Genomic DNA, 18,023 nt, shown 5'->3' with positions numbered 1-18,023 from the left:
ATTCCCAGCTTTTATTCTTCTTCTGCGAGGGTTGAATGGCGGAACCCGTAAGTAAAGTAAATGACTAGACCAACTACAAGAGCAATACCAAAGGCAATCCAGGTATCTAGACTATATTGAAGCATAAAGGAAAGACAGATAAGAATGGAAAGGATTGGCAAAAGAGGCACTAAAGGAGTTTTGAACTCTCCCTCTTTTGGCATCCCCTTATCCTTTCTGAGTTTTATTATTCCGTAGGCTAACAAAATGAGATAAGCTAGCGTACAAATATTTAAGAAGGCTGCAATACTGGCTAGAGGAAACACTCCTGCAGCAATAGCTGAAGTAACTCCTGTTAAGAGGGTCGCATTTTTAGGAACGCGACTAGTCTTGCTTAATTGTTTAAAACTTTGAGGTAAAAGTCCATCACGAGCTAAGCTATAAATCATCCGAGACAAAGCATAAGTCATGGAGATACATACGGTTATCAGGGTTAGAATGGCTACAAGCGAAACATAATTGGCTGCCCAGCCGATACCAATACTCCGTAATGAGAATGCTACTGCATCGTCCACATTGAGCTTACTGTAGTGAACAATCCCTGTCAATACTAAGGTTACCAAAGCATAGAGAATGGTGACGATTGTCAGAGAAAGCACGATTCCGCGGGGAATATTTTTTTGCGGACTTTGAATTTCATCAACTGCCATGGAAATAGACTCAAATCCGAGAAATCCAAAGAACATCAAAGATGCACCCGCCATAATCCCAGTACTTCCACCATATAGTTGACCAAAACCAAATGGAGCAAAATTCATCCAATTTTCTGGCTTGATGTACCAAATACCAACTAGGATAAATAAGGCGAGAGCTGAGAACTTCAAGACCACTAAAAGCGAATTAAATCGCAAAGCTGCCTTGGAATTTAATAAAACCAATCCCGTTACCAAAGTCAGTACTAAAATAGGCAGAAGATCAATATAGGTTCCTTGTTCAGGATTAAAGGTTCCATTTAAGGCTTGGGGCATGGAGATACCATAATTACTGAGCAATCCCTTAAAGTAAGCAGCCCAGCCAGACGCCACACCTGAAACAGCTGTCATGAATTCCATGATGGTCAACCAGCCAGCAATCCAGGCTGGCAATTCTCCTAGAATTGCATAGAGGTAACTATAAGCACCACCAGTAGCAGGCACACGAGAGGCAAATTCTGCGAAAAAGAGAGCTGAAAGAGAAACACACAGGGCAGAAATTACAATGGAAATCACTAGTGATGGACCAGCTAAGGTAGCAGCTGCTGTTCCGGTAATGGTGAAAATCCCTGTCCCCACCATGGCACCAATCCCTAGAAGAATCAAATCCCACAATTTCAAATGGCGATGCATCTCTGTCTGTCTCAGACTAACATCCTTGGTTCTAAAAATATTCATACTTCATCTCCACTAAATGTAATTGTTTTATTTTACCATATAAAAGTATTTTTGTGAATATTTATTAGGTACTTATTTGAAAAAAATTCTGAACAGAAAGGATTCCTGTTCAGAATTTGCATTTTTACCCACTGATTGTTTCAATTAGTTACTCATCAAGCGATTAAGCTCAACAGTACACTCCATTGAAAGGTTTTGGGGATTCGGGATTTTAAACTTCAAAGTAAGGGAACGGACGGTCACTATCTAAAGGACGGTTTGGAACTTCTTGTTCCAAAATAGCGCGCCAACCTGATACCAATTCTTCAAAAGTCAATTCTGCTTCTGGAGAAGCTGTTGTCAGCTTCCGACCAAACCAAGCCATGGTTGCAGTTTCAAACTGAAGCATAGCGTACTCGATTACTGGAACCTTCGCTTCTTCATAATTCTCATTAACTGCACGTGCCACACCTGGTGCTTGTGGAAGGAGTTGATTGCTGATTTTATCAACTACAGTCGCATCCATCTCTCTCCATGAAAGAAGTTGACCATTTACCTGATAAAAGAGCTCAAAGGTTTCTTGATTATCCTTAAAATTAGCAAGAACAAAAGCACGTTCTACCGCCTCAGGACCACCAGCAGCTTTTACAGCGTTTATCAAGAGGTTTTGTTCCATTTGTCGCCAATAATCATCTGCTTCTTCTACTAAATCAACTGTAAAAGGTGGAATAATTTCCTCGGCAGAAATTTCGCCTTTATTCGCTTTTTCAACATTACCAAATAATTTTTTTAAGAATCCCATTTGCTTCTCCTTTTGGGTTTTATCCGACAGATCCTTCCATTTCATAGCTAATCAAGCGGTTCAGCTCAACTGCATATTCCATTGGAAGCTCTTTAGTGAAGGGTTCGACAAATCCCATGACAATCATCTCGGTTGCCTCAGATTCTGACAATCCACGACTCATGAGATAGTAGAGTTGTTCCTCTGAAATCTTGGATACCTTGGCTTCGTGCTCCAAAGCAACTTGCGAATTGTGAATTTCATTAAATGGAATAGTATCTGACGCTGATAAGTCATCCATGATAATGGTATCACACTCGATGTGAGAAACAGATTTCTTAGAGTTCTTGTTAAAGGTCACTTGTCCACGGTAGTCCACCTTTCCTCCGCCTTTAGCGATGGATTTTGACACGATAGACGAGCTTGTATGTGGAGCGTTGTGGATCATCTTGGCACCCGTATCTTGGTGTTGCCCTGCATTAGCAAAGGCGATAGAGAGCATAGTACCACGCGCCCCTTCTCCATCTAGATAAACAGATGGATATTTCATAGTCGTTTTTGCACCCAAGTTTCCATCAATCCACTCAACAGTCGCATCTTTCAAAGCTTTCGCACGTTTTGTTACCAAGTTATAGACATTATCAGACCAGTTTTGGATGGTTGTATAACGCATATAAGCTCCGTCTAAAGCGAAAATTTCTACAATGGCAGCGTGCAAGCTGTTGCTTGAATAAGTTGGTGCTGTACATCCTTCTACGTAGTGGACACTTGCTCCCTCATCAACGATAATCAAGGTACGTTCGAACTGACCTGTATTTTCGTTGTTGATACGGAAGTAAGTTTGAAGTGGAATATCTACCTTGACACCTTTTGGTACGTAGATAAAGGTTCCACCCGACCATACTGCTGAGTTGAGGGCTGCCAACTTGTTATCTGTCGGTGGTACCAACTTCGCAAAGTATTGTTTAAACAAGTCTGGGTATTCCTTGAGGGCAGAATCTGTATCTGTAAAGATAATTCCTAACTTCTCAAACTCTTCCTTCATGTTGTGGTAAACCACTTCTGACTCGTACTGGGCAGAGGCACCTGCTAGATAAGCACGTTCAGCTTCTGGAATCCCGATACGTTCAAAGGTCTCTTTAATTTTTTCAGGAACTTCATCCCAAGAACGGGCAGGTTTATCAGATGGTTTTTGGTAGTAGATCAAGTCATCAAAGTCAATCTCTGACAAGTCTGCTCCCCAAGTTTGCATAGGCATTTTCTTGAAGGTTTCATAAGACTTCAAACGGAATTCTAGCATCCACTCAGGCTCTCCCTTAGCAGCTGATAATTCGCGAATGACTTCTTCATTCAATCCTTTCCCTGTCGATAGAACAGGCTCTACATCGTCATGGAAACCAAATTTATATTCACCAAGATCAATTGGTTTTGGTTCTACTCTTTCTTCAGCCATAATATCCTTTCTTTCATTATATATTTCTATGTTTCTTATTTATCTTCTTGATTTTCAATTGTCTTCTTCAAGGCATTCCAAGCTAGGGTTGCACACTTGATTCGTTGAGGAAATTTGGCAACACCTGATAAGAAAGCTGCATCGCCAAGTTGGTCTTGGCGGTCATCTTTTTGACCTTGAACCATTTCTGAAAAAATGGTCGCAAGCTCTAAAATTTCTTGTTTGGTCTTGCCTAAAACTGCATCTGTCATCATACTAGCAGAAGCAGTTGAAATCGTGCATCCTGAATTTAGAAAAGCAATATCTTCCAAACGGTCCTCTGCGTCAAACTTGACAGAGAGGTTGATAACATCCCCGCAGGTTGGATTGTTGAGACTGATTTGCTCAGCATCTTCCAGCTTCCCTTGGTGATGTGGATTTTTCGAATGGTCTGCCACCACTGCCATATAAAGGCTATCTAGTTTAGAAAGTGCCATTGAAAAACTCCTTTGTCTTTTGTAGGGCATCGACTAGCTTGTCACAATCTGCCTTGGTATTGTAGATATAAAAACTTGCACGAGCTGTTGCTGGGACTTCCAAATATTGGAGCAAAGGTTGGGCGCAATGATGACCAGCGCGAACAGCCACTCCTTCATAATCAAGTGCTGTAGCTAGGTCATGGGGATGAAGATCACCTAGGTTAAAGGCAATGACACCTGAACGTTGAGCCAGGTCTTGCGAACCATAAATGGTTAACCCTTCAATTTCCTGCAATTTTGGAAAGACGTATGCAATCAATTCCTGTTCATGAGATTCAATGGCATCCATACCAATCTTTTCCAGATAATCCACTGCTGCAGCAAGTCCGATAGCACCTGCCATATTTGGCGTTCCAGCCTCAAATTTCCAAGGCAATTCCTTCCAACTAGCAGATTGCTCATAGACGAAATCAATCATCTCACCACCAAATTCAATTGGTGACATTTGCTCCAGATACTTTGCTTTGCCATAAAGAACACCGATACCAGTCGGACCAGCCATCTTGTGACCCGAAAAGGCGAAGAAGTCCACATCCAAATTCTGAACATCAATCTTCATATGAGGTGTAGATTGAGCACCATCCACTACCATGATTGCCCCAACTTTATGTGCCATTTGAGTGATTTCTTTGATCGGATTGACCACTCCAAGAACATTGGAGGCATGAGCTAGGGAAACGAACTTGACCTTATCCGTCAATTTAGCGCGCAAGTCATCCATATCCAGAGCTCCGTCCTTGAGATAGACATAGACAAGCTCTGCTCCAGTCTTGCGACAGGCCTCCTGCCAAGGAATGATATTGGAATGGTGTTCCATGACAGAAATCAAGACCTGGTCTCCCTCAGTCAGGATTTCCTCAGCAAAGCGTGCCACCCAGTTAAGGCTGGTTGTCGTTCCTCTGGTAAAGAGAACTTCCTTTGTAGAGCCTGCATTGATAAACTTACGAATGGTTTCACGAGCCGCTTCATAAGAAGCTGTTGCTCGCTCAGCCAAGGTATGAACACCACGATGAACATTTGCATTGTCCTGCTCATAATAGCGGTTAATCGTTTCCAGAACTGCTAGTGGTTTTTGTGTCGTCGCGGCATTGTCCAGATAGACCAGAGGTTCATCGTTGACAATCTGGTCTAAAATTGGAAAATCCTTGCGAATCGCTTCTACATCTAACATAGGCTTCCCCTTAGCGTTTTGACAATTTTTCTTCGATGGTTGCTATCATTTCATCACGAACTTCCTTGACTGGAATCTCAACAATTACGGAGCCAAGGAAACCGCGAACAACCAAACGTTCCGCAGTCGCCTTATCCAAGCCACGACTCATGAGGTAGTACATGTCTTCTGGATCCACCTGACCGATAGAAGCCGCGTGGCCTGCAGTAACGTCATTTTCATCAATCAAAAGAATTGGGTTGGCATCTGAACGCGCTTGGTCTGAAAGCATGAGAACACGGCTTTCTTGTTGCGCATCGGCTCCCTTAGCACCCTTGATAATGTGGCCAATACCATTGAAGGTCAAGGTAGCTTTTTCAAGGATAACCCCATGTTGGAGGATATTTCCGATTGAGTTACATCCATAGTTAGTCACTCGAGTATCAATCCCTTGCACCTGACGGCCACTTGAAAGAGCTACGACTTTAAGGTCAGCATGGCTACCATTTCCAATCAAGTCGCTATCAAAGTCCGCAACGACATTTCCTTTGTTCATGACACCGATTGCCCAGTCAATGCTGGCATCGTTGCCTAGTTTACCACGACGGCTAATGTAGGCAGTGACATTTTCACCCAGACGATCAATGGCAGCAAATTTCACTTGCGCACCAGAACGAGCAATCACTTCAACTGTGATATTGGCAGTTGCCTTCGCACTACCTTCACCACGCGACTCTAAACGTTCTAAGTAACTAATCTTAGAGTTTATACCAGCAATGATAAGGATATGCTTGTTAAATGGCACATCGCTATCACTGTCTTGGTAGAAAATACCTTCGATTGGCTCTGTAATCTCAACATTATCTGGAATATAAAGAACAGCACCACTGTTAAAGTAAGCTGTATGGTAGGCTGCCAACTTGTCATCGTCATACTTAACTGATGACATGAAGAATTCCTCAATAAGCTCTGGAATTTCTTCTAAAGCTGAGTGAAAGTCTGTAAAGATTACTCCTTGTTCAGCCAATTCAACTGGAGTTTGTTCAAAAACAGTCTGCGTTCCTACTTGAACCAACTTCAAGTGATTATCTAGAGCTGTGAAGTCTGGAACATTTGCTGAAGGTTCACTTTCTGTGATGGTTCCATCTCCCAGATTCCAACGGTGAAATTTGACACGCTCAATGACTGGTAATTCCAAACTCTCAATCTTATCAAAAGCCTTTTGACGGAGGTCTGACAACCAGCTTGGTTCAGCGTGCATTTCTGAAAAAAGTTTAATATTCTCTTTAGTCATTTACTTCTCCTAAAAGATACGAGGGAATTACAATTCTTCCTTGTAGTCGTAGCCAAGTTCTTCAGCTAGTTTTGCGTATCCTTCACGTTCCAAACGGGCAGCCAATTCTGGACCACCAGAAAGGACCACACGACCTTCCATCATCACGTGTACCACGTCTGGTGTGATGTAGTTCAAAAGACGTTGGTAGTGAGTGATAATCATAGCACCAAATCCCTCGCCACGCATAGCATTCACACCTTTCGATACAACTTTAAGGGCGTCAATATCAAGACCTGAGTCAATCTCATCCAAAAGGGCAAAAGTTGGTTCCAACATCAAAAGCTGAAGAATTTCATTACGTTTTTTCTCACCACCAGAGAATCCTTCGTTGAGGTAACGCTCTGCCATTTCTTCTTTCATGTTGAGCAATTCCATTTTCTCGTCTAGTTTAGTGATAAACTCACGAACTGAAATCTTTTCATCATCTTCTTTACCAGCATTCATAGCTGCACGAAGAAATTCAGCGTTGGTAATTCCTGGAATTTCAGATGGGTACTGCATAGCAAGGAAAAGTCCCATACGCGCACGCTCGTCCACTTCCAATTCAAGGATGTTTACACCATCAAACAAGACCTCCCCTTTAGTAACTTCATAGTTAGGGTTCCCCATGATAGCTGCAGAAAGAGTCGATTTACCAGTACCATTTGGTCCCATGATAGCTGCGATTTCTCCTGTTTTCAGAGTCAGATTGACCCCCTTCAAAATTTCTTTTCCTTCAATCTCAACGTGAAGATCTTTGATCTCTAATACTGACATGATAGTTCCTTTCTTTTTCTGGCCTACTTCCTTTATCCTTAAAGAAATCACTTACATTTCTCAAAAAATACAAGAAAAGGTCCATAAATATACTCTACTAGTATAACAAAAAAAAGCCTAAAAGGCTTTGATTTTGTTTAGAAGCTAGTGACTAATCCTTGCGGTTTAGGTGCTGATCAATGGCATCTACTATTTTCCCCATTACATAACTTAACCTAAAATTTCGAAAAAGTAGAATGGCCCAAAAGACTGCCATAAAATAGCGACCCGTCATCCAAGCTTCATTGAAAAAATAAGTCTCAGCAGCAGTAAATAGTGCTATCACGATAAATTGTTGTCTAGTCATAGGATTATTGTACCATGAAATCCACTTTTAGTCTTCTTCGACCATGACTTTATCAGCCAGAAATTCAAATCCCTCTGGAATCAGGCTCTCTTCTTCTACCTCTTGATCTGCTTGAGAAGACTTGTTTTTAGCTGAAAATGCTGCACGAACCTCTTTCCATTCCTCTAGGGAAATTGCCAGGATTTCAGGTGAAAATCCAGCCGCCTGGCTAAGAATATTGCCAAACATGGTATTGAGGTTATCCCGTTTCATGGTTTGGCCTGCATTGAAATTAGATTCAAAAGCTAAAATAGCATGGTGTTCGTTGGCTGCAACTGGTTGAGAACCAACAAGCAGAGCCTTATCAGGACCAGCTAAGCTTTCGATCACTTCCCCCCATGCATTCTGGAGGCGAATCAAGTTTTGCCGTGCCAATTCAGGATTTTCAACAGCTTCTTGTAGGATAGCCTGAACCTTATTACGGTCTACTCGATAGACTGTCTTGGAAGTGGCTGGACGGCTAGGGACTGGCGCCACTTGTTTAGGAGCAGTTCCAACATTGGCAAGTTCTTGTTTGAGACGAGCGACTTCCTGTCTTAGTGTAGAAATTTCACTCTCGACAGCTTCTGAAAGCACTGGTTCAGGCTTAATCTCAGCTAAACGAATGGTCATCATCTCAGCATAAATCTTAGGTTGCAGGCTAGCTTTCATATCCGCCAAGCTCACAGTCGCTAGACGAATCATTTCAAAGAGACTTTCCTGAGAAAGAGCTAGATTGTCCATAAAAACTGGACTATGATGAGTATTTTCGCCACCTGTCTGAACAACTAGTAGATCACGCAAATACTGCAAGAGATCCGTCACAAACCGAGTCATGCTTTTGCCATTTTCAAACAAAAGATTCAAAGAATCAAGCGCTTTTGGAACATCCTGCTGAGACAAGGCGGCTACATAGTCATCTAGTGCTGATAGACTAATGGTTCCTGTAATCTCCTCAGAGATAGCTGTAGTTAAAGCATTCCCTTGAGTCAAACTCAAGGCTTGGTCCAGAATAGACAAGGCATCCCGCATTCCACCTTCAGCTCGTCTGGCAATGATTTCTACAGCATCTGGTTCAGAACTGATATTTTCTTTTTCTAAAATATGATGAATATGTGCTGTGATATCTTGCGTTCTAATCGACTTAAACTCAAAACGTTGGACACGCGATAAAATAGTTGCTGGAATCTTGTGCAATTCGGTGGTCGCCAAGATAAAGACAACATTTTGAGTTGGTTCTTCTAGCGTCTTCAAAAGCGCATTAAAAGCTCCTGTAGATAGCATATGAACCTCGTCTATGATATATACCTTATAACGTGCCAAACTAGGTGCATAGGTAGATTTATCACGAATTTCTCGGATTTCATCAACTCCGTTATTCGAAGCTGCATCCATTTCGATAACATCTTCTAAGTTACCTTCTGTCACAGCCTGACAGATATAGCAGTTATTACACGGTTCTCCGTTCACTTGGTTCGGACAGTTCATAGCCTTGGCAAAAATCTTGGCTACACTGGTCTTCCCTGTTCCACGAGGGCCCGAAAAAAGATAGGCATGACTAATCTTTTCCTGTTCAACCGCTTGTTTTAGGGTTTTAGCCACAACCTCTTGTCCGACCAATTGTGAAAAAGTTTGGCTTCTATATTTTCGATAAAGTGCTTGATACATTAGGCTTTCTCCTCAAACATTGTAAAGTCCCATTCTGTCTTCTCAAGCAAAATAGCGACAAATTGTTCCAAGTAATCGCGGTCAATTGCATTATATTCATCAATAAGTGAAGAATCCAAGTCTAAGACTCCGACTAATCTTCCATTCTTGAGCATGGGAACCACGATTTCACTCTTGGCCATACTATCACAAGAAATGTAGTTTGGATAGGTGCTCACATCGCCAACTAAAACAGTCTCTTGAAACTCAGCAGCTTCTCCACACACGCCTTTTCCAAGCGGAATGCGAATACAAGAAACACCACCCTGAAAAGGCCCTAAAACCAACTCGCTACCATCAAACAGATAAAACCCTGCAAATACAGTATTGGGAAAGCGAGATTTTAGGAGGGCACTAGCATTCGAAAGATTGGCAAGAACATTGCTCTCACCTTCAAGTAAATAAGAGAGTTCCTCATTTAACATTTGATATTGTGATTGTTTTTCTGAATCTAACATAGAACTATTATATCAAAAATGGGAAAGAGACAAAAGAAAAATCCCTTGTTTTAAACAAAGGATTTTGTGATTATCAATTTGATTAAAGTTCGATATCACCGAACAAGTCAGCCATTGAGAATCCTGTTTGTGTTTCTGGAAGTTCAAAATCACGTTTTTCTTGACGTTTTGGACGACGTGGACGAGCAGCGCGTTTCTCTTCTTTTTGTCCTTCTTCTTGAGCTGGACGTTCTTCAAGAGCTTTAATAGAAAGTGATACACGTTCTGCGTCAGCGTTAACATCAAGGACTTTAACAGTAACTTCTTGACCAACAGTAAGAGCTTCTTTTGGATTTTCGATACGTTTGTGTGAAATTTGTGATACGTGAACAAGTCCATCGATACCTGGCAATACTTCTACAAATGCACCGAAGTCAGTCAAACGTTTAACTGTTCCTTCTACTACATCACCTTTAGCCAATTTTTGCTCAACGCCATCCCATGGTCCAGGTGTTGTTGCTTTAAGTGAAAGTGATACACGTCCTTCTTCTTCGTTAAGATCAAGGATCTTCACTTCGATTTCTTCACCAACAGTTACAACTGATTTAGGTGAAACGTTACGTTCGTGTGACAATTCAGTCAAGTGAACCAATCCGTCAACACCACCAAGGTCGATGAAAGCACCAAAGCTTGTGATACGAGCAACTTTACCAGTTACGACATCACCAACAGCTAATTTACCAAATACTTCAGCACGAGCTGCTGCAGTAGCTGCTTCAACAACTTCACGACGTGAAAGGATGAAGCGGTTCTCTTTAGCGTCAACTTCTTTGATTTTAGCATCAAATTCTTGACCTACGAAACGCTCAGTGTTACGTACGAAACGAGTGTCCAACATTGAAGCTGGGATAAATCCACGTACGCCTTCAAATTCTACTGAAAGTCCACCTTTAACGGCACGAGTTCCTTTAACAGTAACAACTTCTTCTTCGCGTCCTACAAGTTTGTCCCATGCTTTGCGAGCTTCAAGGCGTTTTTTAGATACAAGGTATGTAACTGTATCAGTATCTTTACCAACTACTTGACGAAGTACAAGAACATCCAATACTTCTCCTACTTTAACAAAGTCATTGATATCTGCATCGCGATCGTTTGTCAATTCGCGAAGAGTCAAGACACCTTCAACACCAGTCCCAGAGATTGCAACGTTAGCTTGAGTCGCATCAACTGTCAATACTTCAGCACTAACAACATCACCAGGCTCAACTTGGCTAACGCTATTTAGCAAATCTTCAAATTCGTTCATCTAAAAAATCCTCCAACAATCAAGTTTTTTCTAAACTTGACATACTTATAATTTTTTTCCTAAGCACCCGCAAGGACATGTTCATATCGTTCACGTCTTTCAATTATAAAAATAAAATACCCTAAGATATTTTTCTTTTTATCTTGAATTTATTACCTAAGAACTGGGGTAGCTGGATTCGAACCAACGCATGAGGGAGTCAAAGTCCCTTGCCTTACCGCTTGGCTATACCCCATTGATGAATGGAGAGAGAGGGATTCGAACCCCCGAACCCGAAGGAGCGGATTTACAGTCCGCCGCGTTTAGCCTCTTCGCTATCTCTCCAATGTTTAACGAGAACTATTATATCATGAAATTTTCAATAAAACAAGTATTATTTTGTCAAATTATAGTTTTCAACCAAAATTTCCACAGCTTTTTCAAGTTTTTTATAAAAACTATCGACATTTCCATTCTTTATGATGGCAAATTGGTTATCTAATTCGGCAATTTCTCCAATGACCTTTTTCCCGATCGTCAAAACGTATCCTTCATAGCTGTCTTTTCCAACAGTCACTTTTGCATCTGTTAATTGGATTTCAATTTTCTTATCTTTTTTACTCATACTTTACCTCTTTTCACTTTTTCTATTGTACAAGAAAATGCTCAAACTAGCAAGAAAAAACTCCATTTCAGTCCTTACAACAGCTATGGAGTTCTTCTTTATTTCATATCTTTTAGTCCACTTTGACAATCCATCCTTCAGGCGCTTCTACATCACCAAATTGGATACCGGTCAATTCATCATAGAGTTTACGTGTAACAGGACCTACTTCTGTTTCACTATAGAAAACATAGAAATCATCGCCATGTTGGATGCCTCCAATTGGAGAAATAACCGCTGCTGTACCACAGGCACCTACCTCTACAAAACGCTCCAAATTATCGATTGGGACATCGCCTTCAATCGGAGTCAAGCCCAAGCGGTGCTCTGCCAAGTAAAGCAAAGAGTACTTGGTAATAGATGGCAAGATGGATGGACTCAATGGTGTAACAAATTCATTGTCTGCCGTGATTCCAAAGAAGTTAGCTGATCCGACTTCTTCAATCTTTGTATGTGTAGATGGGTCTAGGTAGATAACATCTGAAAATTGGCGTGACTTGGCCATTTTACCTGGGAGGAGGCTAGCAGCATAGTTTCCACCTACCTTGGCCGCACCTGTACCATTCGGAGCTGCACGGTCGTATTCATCCTGAATCAAGAAGTTTGTTGGGACTAAACCACCTTTAAAGTAATTCCCAACTGGCATAGCAAAGATAGTGAAAATATACTCTTCTGCTGGTTTAACCCCGATAATATCCCCAACACCAATCAAAAGTGGACGAAGATAAAGGGTTCCACCTGTTCCATATGGTGGGACGTATTCTTCATTTGCACGCACAACTGCTTTACAAGCTTCTACAAACATTTCTGTCGGAACTTGTGGCATCAAGAGACGGTCACAAGTACGTTGCAGACGCTTGGCATTTTCGTCAGGACGGAACAGTTGAATACTGCCATCCTTGGTACGATAGGCTTTCAAACCTTCAAATGCCTGCTGTCCATAGTGGAGACTTGGAGAAGACTCTGAAATATGCAAGGTTGCATCCTCTGTCAATTCTCCTTGATCCCATTGACCATTTTTGTAGTGAGCGATATAACGGTAAGGTAATTTCATATAAGCAAAGCCAAGATTTTCCCAATCAATTGCAACTGTCATGTGTTTCTCCTTTATACTATTCAAACTATGTGTTCTATTCTACACTTTTCTAGTAAAATTTCAAGTATTATTTGTAATTTTCTGAAAATTTTTTCAACATAAAGAAATCAGCCCTCTGGACTGATTCTTTTTAAGGATTTGCTTTATCCTCTTTAAAGATCTCTTTGAGGTAAGCATCGAAAACTTCTTCATCTGAAATGGTGTCTGAAATAAAGCTTCCATTGCTAGTACGTTCTGACAAGTTGAGGTCTTGCAATCGACTCTCATAGATTGTTCCCTTGTTAGATTGGACAAGTAATGTTTGGTCGTTTTCTTCTACTTCTGTACTAAAGAGGTCACCAACGAAGCCTTGCTCTGCAACTGCTCCAGCCAAGAAGACACGGTGCGGTTTGTTTTTCAACTCACGCAAGACTTGTAGGCCTCGTTTAGCACGGCTAGTCGCTGGAATTTCGTCGATAGAAACACGTTTTAAACTACCGCGTTGGGTCAAGAGGTAGAAGGATAAGCTGTTACAGATAAAGGCAGCTTGAAGCGCATCATCTGCTTTCAAGTTCATAGCCTTGACACCCGCAGCCTTGGCACCAACAACCGGTACCTCTTCGATATTGAAACGAAGGGCGTAACCGTTTTGGCTAATCAAGAGTACATCATCCAGTTTAATCGGAGCCACTGCTACAATCTGATCTGTCTCGTCTTTGAGCTTAGCATACTTGACAGACTTAGACTTGTAGGTCCGCCATGGAGAGAATTCTTTGCGTTCTACACGCTTGATTTGACCAAGGCGAGTTGCTGCAAAGTAGGTAGTCGCATCATCAAACTGATCAACAACTTCTACATAGAGGATTTCTTCGTTAGTTTCAAAGTTTGTAATGGTCTGGCTCAGATGCTCCCCGATATCCTTCCAACGAATATCTGCCAATTCATGAATTGGTCGATAGATGACATTCCCAAGAGTCGTGAACATCAAGAGGTGCTGCGTTGTCTTGGCAGATTGAACAAAGATTAAACGATCGTCATCACGTTTGCCAATTTCTTCCAGAGTGGATGCCGCAAAGGAGCGTGGGCTAGTACGCTTGATATAACCTGCCTTGGTTACGCTGACATAGGTATCTTCCTCGGCAATCAAACTAGCTGTGTCAATCTCGATTGCTTTCGCAGTGTCTTCCAAAGCACTCAAACGTGGTGTCGCAAATTTCTTCTTAACCTCACGGAGTTCTTTCTTCATGAGATTGTACATAGTCCGTTCATCACCGATGATAGCAGCAAGCATGGCAATCTTTTCACGCAATTCTGCCTCTTCTTCCTGCAAGACAACCACGTCTGTATTGGTCAAACGGTAAAGTTGTAAGGTCACGATAGCTTCAGCCTGCTCTTCAGTAAACTCATAGCTGACCTTGAGGTTTTCCTTAGCGTCAGCCTTGTTCTCAGAAGCACGGATAAGGGCAATGACTTCGTCCAAAATCGAAATCACGCGAATCAAACCTTCAACGATATGGAGACGTTTTTCAGCCTTTTCCTTGTCAAAGCGTGAACGAGCCAAAATCACTTCACGACGGTGGGCGATATAGCTAGACAGGATTGGAACAATCCCGACCTGACGAGGTGTGAAATTGTCAATCGCCACCATGTTAAAGTTGTAGTTGATTTGCAGGTCAGTGTATTTGAAGAGATAGTTAAGAACCAGCTCGGTATTCGCGTCTTTCTTTAGTTCAATAGCAATACGAAGACCGTCACGGTCAGACTCATCACGAACTTCAGCGATCCCTGCCACCTTGTTATTGACACGAACATCATCGATTTTCTTGACCAGATTGGCCTTATTGATTTCATAAGGAATCTCAGTAATAACGATTTGTTCCTTACCACCTTTTAGCTTTTCGATGTCGGTCTTGGAACGAACAACCACACGTCCTTTCCCAGTTTCATAGGCTTTCTTGATTTCATCACGCCCCTGAATAATCCCTCCAGTCGGGAAGTCTGGGCCAGGCAAGAATTCCATGAGCTTGTCCACCTTGGCTGTTGGGTGATCAATCATGTAAACAGTCGCATCAATGACTTCAGCCAAATTATGCGGAGGAATATCTGTGGCATAACCAGCCGAAATACCAGTCGAACCATTGACCAAGAGATTTGGAAAGGCTGCTGGCAATACCGTCGGTTCTTTCTCGGTATCGTCAAAGTTCCAAGCAAAGGGAACTGTCTTTTTCTCGATATCCTGAAGAAGATAGCCTGCAATCTCAGACAAACGTGCCTCTGTATAACGCATAGCCGCCGGCGGATCTCCGTCCATAGAACCGTTGTTACCGTGCATTTCAACTAGAATCTCACGATTTTTCCAGTCCTGAGACATACGGACCATGGCATCATAGATGGAACTGTCACCGTGTGGGTGGAAATTCCCCATGATATTCCCGACAGACTTGGCAGACTTACGGTAGCTCTTGTCAAAAGTATTGCCATCCTTATTCATCGAATAAAGAATGCGACGCTGAACTGGCTTCAAACCATCCCGAATGTCTGGCAAAGCCCGGTCTTGAATAATATACTTGGAGTAGCGACCAAAGCGCTCTCCCATGATGACCTCAAGGGACATGTTTTGAATGTTACTCATATAAGATACAAAGCCCGTAAAATGCAAAGTGAAAATAGGAAATTCTCGCAGCGAGCGATGCTCGCAAGAGAATTTATCTTTTTCACACAGCATTTAGGGCGTGTTCAACTCCTTTCAAAGAATATAGAGTAGGTTTTGTAGAATAAAGGATATTTTACGGAAATTAGTACCGTGTTCAGTTACGATAAATAACCAAACTATCCTTTCTGTAGGTTAATCTTTTAAATTATTCAGAGATTAAGAAGTCTCTTTTCAGCATAATCAATCATCTTCTCAGCTACTTCCATATCATAGTCAAATCCCATCTTTTGAGCAAGAATTTGAGCTTCTCTGTGGAAGAGATTCATTGTGGAGAATAGGGATTGAGTGATTTTCTCTACACTTGAAAAATCAAGCAGATTTGAGAATTCCTTCTCCTTCTCAATTGGCAAGTAGTTGAAGAGATACTTGTAATTTTTACCAATGTCGACAGCACCTCTATCTCTTGCGACCTGCCAAGCTAAGATTTTCAAGAGTTCTTGCTGGCAAATACCGTAGAGATGGTCCATTGCATAAATGACTTGCTTGCGACAGATTCCCTTGACCACATAGGCGGAAACCCACCAAAATTCATTGCAGGCTTTTTCAAAATCAATCGGGCTAGCTGGATTCGTCCAGTAACGTTGAGGACTTGTAGTATAGGACTCAAACAAGCCTTTCTCATCTTTCAATACTGTGTAATCAGCTTCACTATCCACCCACTCTTGGATGTGGTCTTTGGGGCAGAGCGTCAAATCAATCCGATTGCCATCTTCAAAGAGCATAAGATAGAGACGACGGTTGCCTAGGATATTATGTTGCTCAATGATACGTGTGCCAAACTGGTCCAACCAAGCAAGGTCACTCGTCAAATTATCTAAGTCGTCCACGACATAAACAACATCATAGTCTTGAAACTCGTCTTTTGGTGCTTTTGTATCAGTTCGTGAACCGGACATAGCGACAGCCTGGACTTTTAGACTTTTTGCGGTTTGTAAAATTAATCTCAGCATTTGCGCTTGACTTCTATGTTGTCTGCACATATCTTTTATAGAATTATTTTTCATTGCCGTCTTGCTCCTCTTGTTTTTGGATGCTTCGTATTCTTTTCTTCTCAAGCTCCCCTACAATGAATTGGATAGTTGAACAAATCCCTAAAACAATTAAAACAAAATAAAACAAATTCATATCGTTTCTATGATATATTTTAAAGCTTCTCCATAATACAAAAGTATTTACTAATGAAAGAAGGAAAAGTAAAATAGCATTGAATAGGAGTATTATAGCAAACTTACTCTTAAAATACCTATAATGTTTTCCAATCCTATAGAGAGTATATAATGAGAAAACAATCATCAAAGGGGTGAAAGCAAGTGCATAAAATAAGATAAACCCTATTCCTGAGTATGGTTTACTTTTCATTGGTAAATCTAATAGACAGATACCAATAGTGAGGATGTTCAATATAAACAAGGATACTGTGCGAGCACACTCTTTTCTACCTTTATTGGTCATTAAATCATATATAATTCCAAAAATGGCCAAGAGAACAAGGAAAAAAGGCATCATTAATAACGTAATCAATACCGCACCTCCAATAGTTTTAGCGATTGTTTACATACAAAAGATGATCGTCACCTTTACTTGAACTTTACAACTCCTCTGTCTGGTGAAGGTTATACCCTTCGTAATAATATGAAGCATCCACCCCCTTAAAGAAACGGGCCTGAGTGAGGTCATCCGTCAGATTATTGAGGAGGAGATACTTGAGTTCTTGCCAGCATCAACTTTTAAAGTTTTAGCTATTTTTAAAATCAGTCCAAGCATTTCCTGATCAGTTCTCATATTTCACTCCTTCATCACTTAGAGCTGTTTGAAATTGCTTTTCATTATAAATCGTAAACCATTGGCCATCTCTGACATAATCTAAGCAATTAATCACTATACCCAACCAAAAAGTATTCTGTGTCTTACTGATTTCGTTTGGTGTAATGGAGATAGAGAGGAGGAAGATAGGAAACAAGAATCATCAAAATCATTACCAAGAATGTCAACAGATGGATCTGAACTAAATTTACCACATACCATCCCAGAATACCCACAGATAGGGGACCTAAAACATAGGATAGGAAAATCAAAAAAGCCTTCCACCGTTTCTCCGGATAGACATAACACAATCGAATCAGTGTGTAGACTAAGGCTCCCGCTATCAAAGGAAAACCAAATAAAATCATGACAAAGCTCGCCACTAAAGCACTGGATTCTGAGGAATCCATATTGAATAAAAGCATCAAGATCATAAATAAAGTAAATACAATCGGTGCATATAATCCTTGGAAACTTTTTTTTCGACTGTTAATGTAGAATGCAAGAATAGCCGAGGGTAAAGAAACTAAGAAAATCAAACCCAAGTAACTACCAGAAATCGAATGTCCTGAATCAACCATTATTCATGCTCC

Annotated in this window: 17 protein-coding genes and 2 tRNA genes; all 19 read right to left on the bottom strand. The window is 41.2% G+C overall.

The genetic code is table 11. From position 1 onward, the window contains the following. Window positions 1–11: 11 nt before the first annotated feature. The 19 genes from B7714_RS04960 to B7714_RS09925 all read right to left on the bottom strand — a co-directional run bounded on the left by B7714_RS04960 (window position 12) and on the right by B7714_RS09925 (window position 18,011). Entirely contained in the window at window positions 12–1,409 is a 1,398-nt protein-coding gene (locus B7714_RS04960) for an APC family permease (RefSeq protein WP_084859820.1), read from the bottom strand. 211 nt (window positions 1,410–1,620) lie between these two features. Further along, window positions 1,621–2,190: a hypothetical protein gene (locus B7714_RS04955; protein ID WP_084859819.1), complete on the bottom strand. Its 570-nt coding sequence runs from the start codon at window positions 2,188–2,190 to the stop codon at window positions 1,621–1,623. Between the two features lie 19 nt (window positions 2,191–2,209). Beyond that, window positions 2,210–3,622, bottom strand: coding sequence for a Fe-S cluster assembly protein SufB (sufB, locus tag B7714_RS04950; RefSeq protein WP_084849775.1), 1,413 nt, complete (start codon window positions 3,620–3,622; stop codon window positions 2,210–2,212). A 35-nt stretch (window positions 3,623–3,657) separates the two neighbouring features. Further along, the gene (gene sufU / locus B7714_RS04945; RefSeq protein ID WP_001218474.1) at window positions 3,658–4,098 is read right to left on the bottom strand and encodes a Fe-S cluster assembly sulfur transfer protein SufU; all 441 of its coding nucleotides are present in this window, start codon (window positions 4,096–4,098) and stop codon (window positions 3,658–3,660) included. Further along, the gene (locus B7714_RS04940; protein WP_084859818.1) at window positions 4,085–5,311 is read right to left on the bottom strand and encodes a cysteine desulfurase; all 1,227 of its coding nucleotides are present in this window, start codon (window positions 5,309–5,311) and stop codon (window positions 4,085–4,087) included. Before B7714_RS04940 ends, sufU begins: the two co-directional genes overlap by 14 nt. A 10-nt stretch (window positions 5,312–5,321) precedes the next feature. Further along, a complete protein-coding gene (sufD, locus tag B7714_RS04935) occupies window positions 5,322–6,584 on the bottom strand; it encodes a Fe-S cluster assembly protein SufD (protein ID WP_084859817.1) in 1,263 nt (420 codons plus the stop codon). A 27-nt stretch (window positions 6,585–6,611) separates the two neighbouring features. Next, complete coding sequence (gene sufC, locus B7714_RS04930; RefSeq protein WP_000114489.1) at window positions 6,612–7,382, bottom strand: Fe-S cluster assembly ATPase SufC; 771 nt, start codon at window positions 7,380–7,382, stop codon at window positions 6,612–6,614. 151 nt (window positions 7,383–7,533) lie between these two features. Continuing rightward, complete coding sequence (locus tag B7714_RS04925; protein WP_084859816.1) at window positions 7,534–7,728, bottom strand: DUF3272 family protein; 195 nt, start codon at window positions 7,726–7,728, stop codon at window positions 7,534–7,536. Window positions 7,729–7,755: 27 nt separating this feature from the next. Then, a complete protein-coding gene (dnaX, locus tag B7714_RS04920; protein WP_084859815.1) occupies window positions 7,756–9,414 on the bottom strand; it encodes a DNA polymerase III subunit gamma/tau in 1,659 nt (552 codons plus the stop codon). Continuing rightward, window positions 9,414–9,911 carry a GAF domain-containing protein gene (locus B7714_RS04915; RefSeq protein WP_084859814.1) on the bottom strand — a complete coding sequence of 166 codons (498 nt, stop codon included), beginning with the start codon at window positions 9,909–9,911 and terminating at the stop codon, window positions 9,414–9,416. The genes dnaX and B7714_RS04915 overlap by 1 nt, the downstream gene beginning before the upstream one ends. A gap of 82 nt (window positions 9,912–9,993) precedes the next feature. Continuing rightward, window positions 9,994–11,196, bottom strand: a complete 1,203-nt coding sequence (rpsA, locus tag B7714_RS04910; RefSeq protein ID WP_001001616.1) for a 30S ribosomal protein S1 — start codon at window positions 11,194–11,196, stop codon at window positions 9,994–9,996. A 163-nt stretch (window positions 11,197–11,359) separates the two neighbouring features. Continuing rightward, window positions 11,360–11,431 (bottom strand) — tRNA-Gln (locus tag B7714_RS04905). An 8-nt stretch (window positions 11,432–11,439) separates the two neighbouring features. Further along, window positions 11,440–11,520, bottom strand: a tRNA-Tyr gene (locus tag B7714_RS04900). Between the two features lie 49 nt (window positions 11,521–11,569). Continuing rightward, entirely contained in the window at window positions 11,570–11,800 is a 231-nt protein-coding gene (locus tag B7714_RS04895) for a DUF2969 domain-containing protein (RefSeq protein WP_084859813.1), read from the bottom strand. A 112-nt stretch (window positions 11,801–11,912) separates the two neighbouring features. After that, complete coding sequence (locus B7714_RS04890; RefSeq protein WP_338132084.1) at window positions 11,913–12,950, bottom strand: branched-chain amino acid aminotransferase; 1,038 nt, start codon at window positions 12,948–12,950, stop codon at window positions 11,913–11,915. A gap of 115 nt (window positions 12,951–13,065) precedes the next feature. Continuing rightward, on the bottom strand, window positions 13,066–15,546 hold the full coding sequence (gene parC / locus B7714_RS04885) for a DNA topoisomerase IV subunit A (RefSeq protein WP_084860377.1): 2,481 nt from the start codon (window positions 15,544–15,546) through the stop codon (window positions 13,066–13,068). A gap of 230 nt (window positions 15,547–15,776) precedes the next feature. Next, a complete protein-coding gene (locus B7714_RS04880; protein WP_084859811.1) occupies window positions 15,777–16,631 on the bottom strand; it encodes an aminoglycoside 6-adenylyltransferase in 855 nt (284 codons plus the stop codon). Then, window positions 16,621–17,133 (bottom strand): hypothetical protein, encoded by a 513-nt coding sequence (locus B7714_RS04875; protein ID WP_084859810.1) that lies wholly within the window; start codon window positions 17,131–17,133, stop codon window positions 16,621–16,623. Before B7714_RS04875 ends, B7714_RS04880 begins: the two co-directional genes overlap by 11 nt. Window positions 17,134–17,534: 401 nt before the next feature. Continuing rightward, window positions 17,535–18,011, bottom strand: a complete 477-nt coding sequence (locus B7714_RS09925; RefSeq protein ID WP_084859809.1) for a hypothetical protein — start codon at window positions 18,009–18,011, stop codon at window positions 17,535–17,537. Window positions 18,012–18,023: the final 12 nt, after the last annotated feature.

This window comes from Streptococcus oralis subsp. oralis, assembly GCF_002096595.1.
Taxonomy (GTDB): Bacteria; Bacillota; Bacilli; order Lactobacillales; family Streptococcaceae; genus Streptococcus; species Streptococcus oralis_D.
This window is presented reverse-complemented; position numbering and strand designations above follow the sequence as displayed.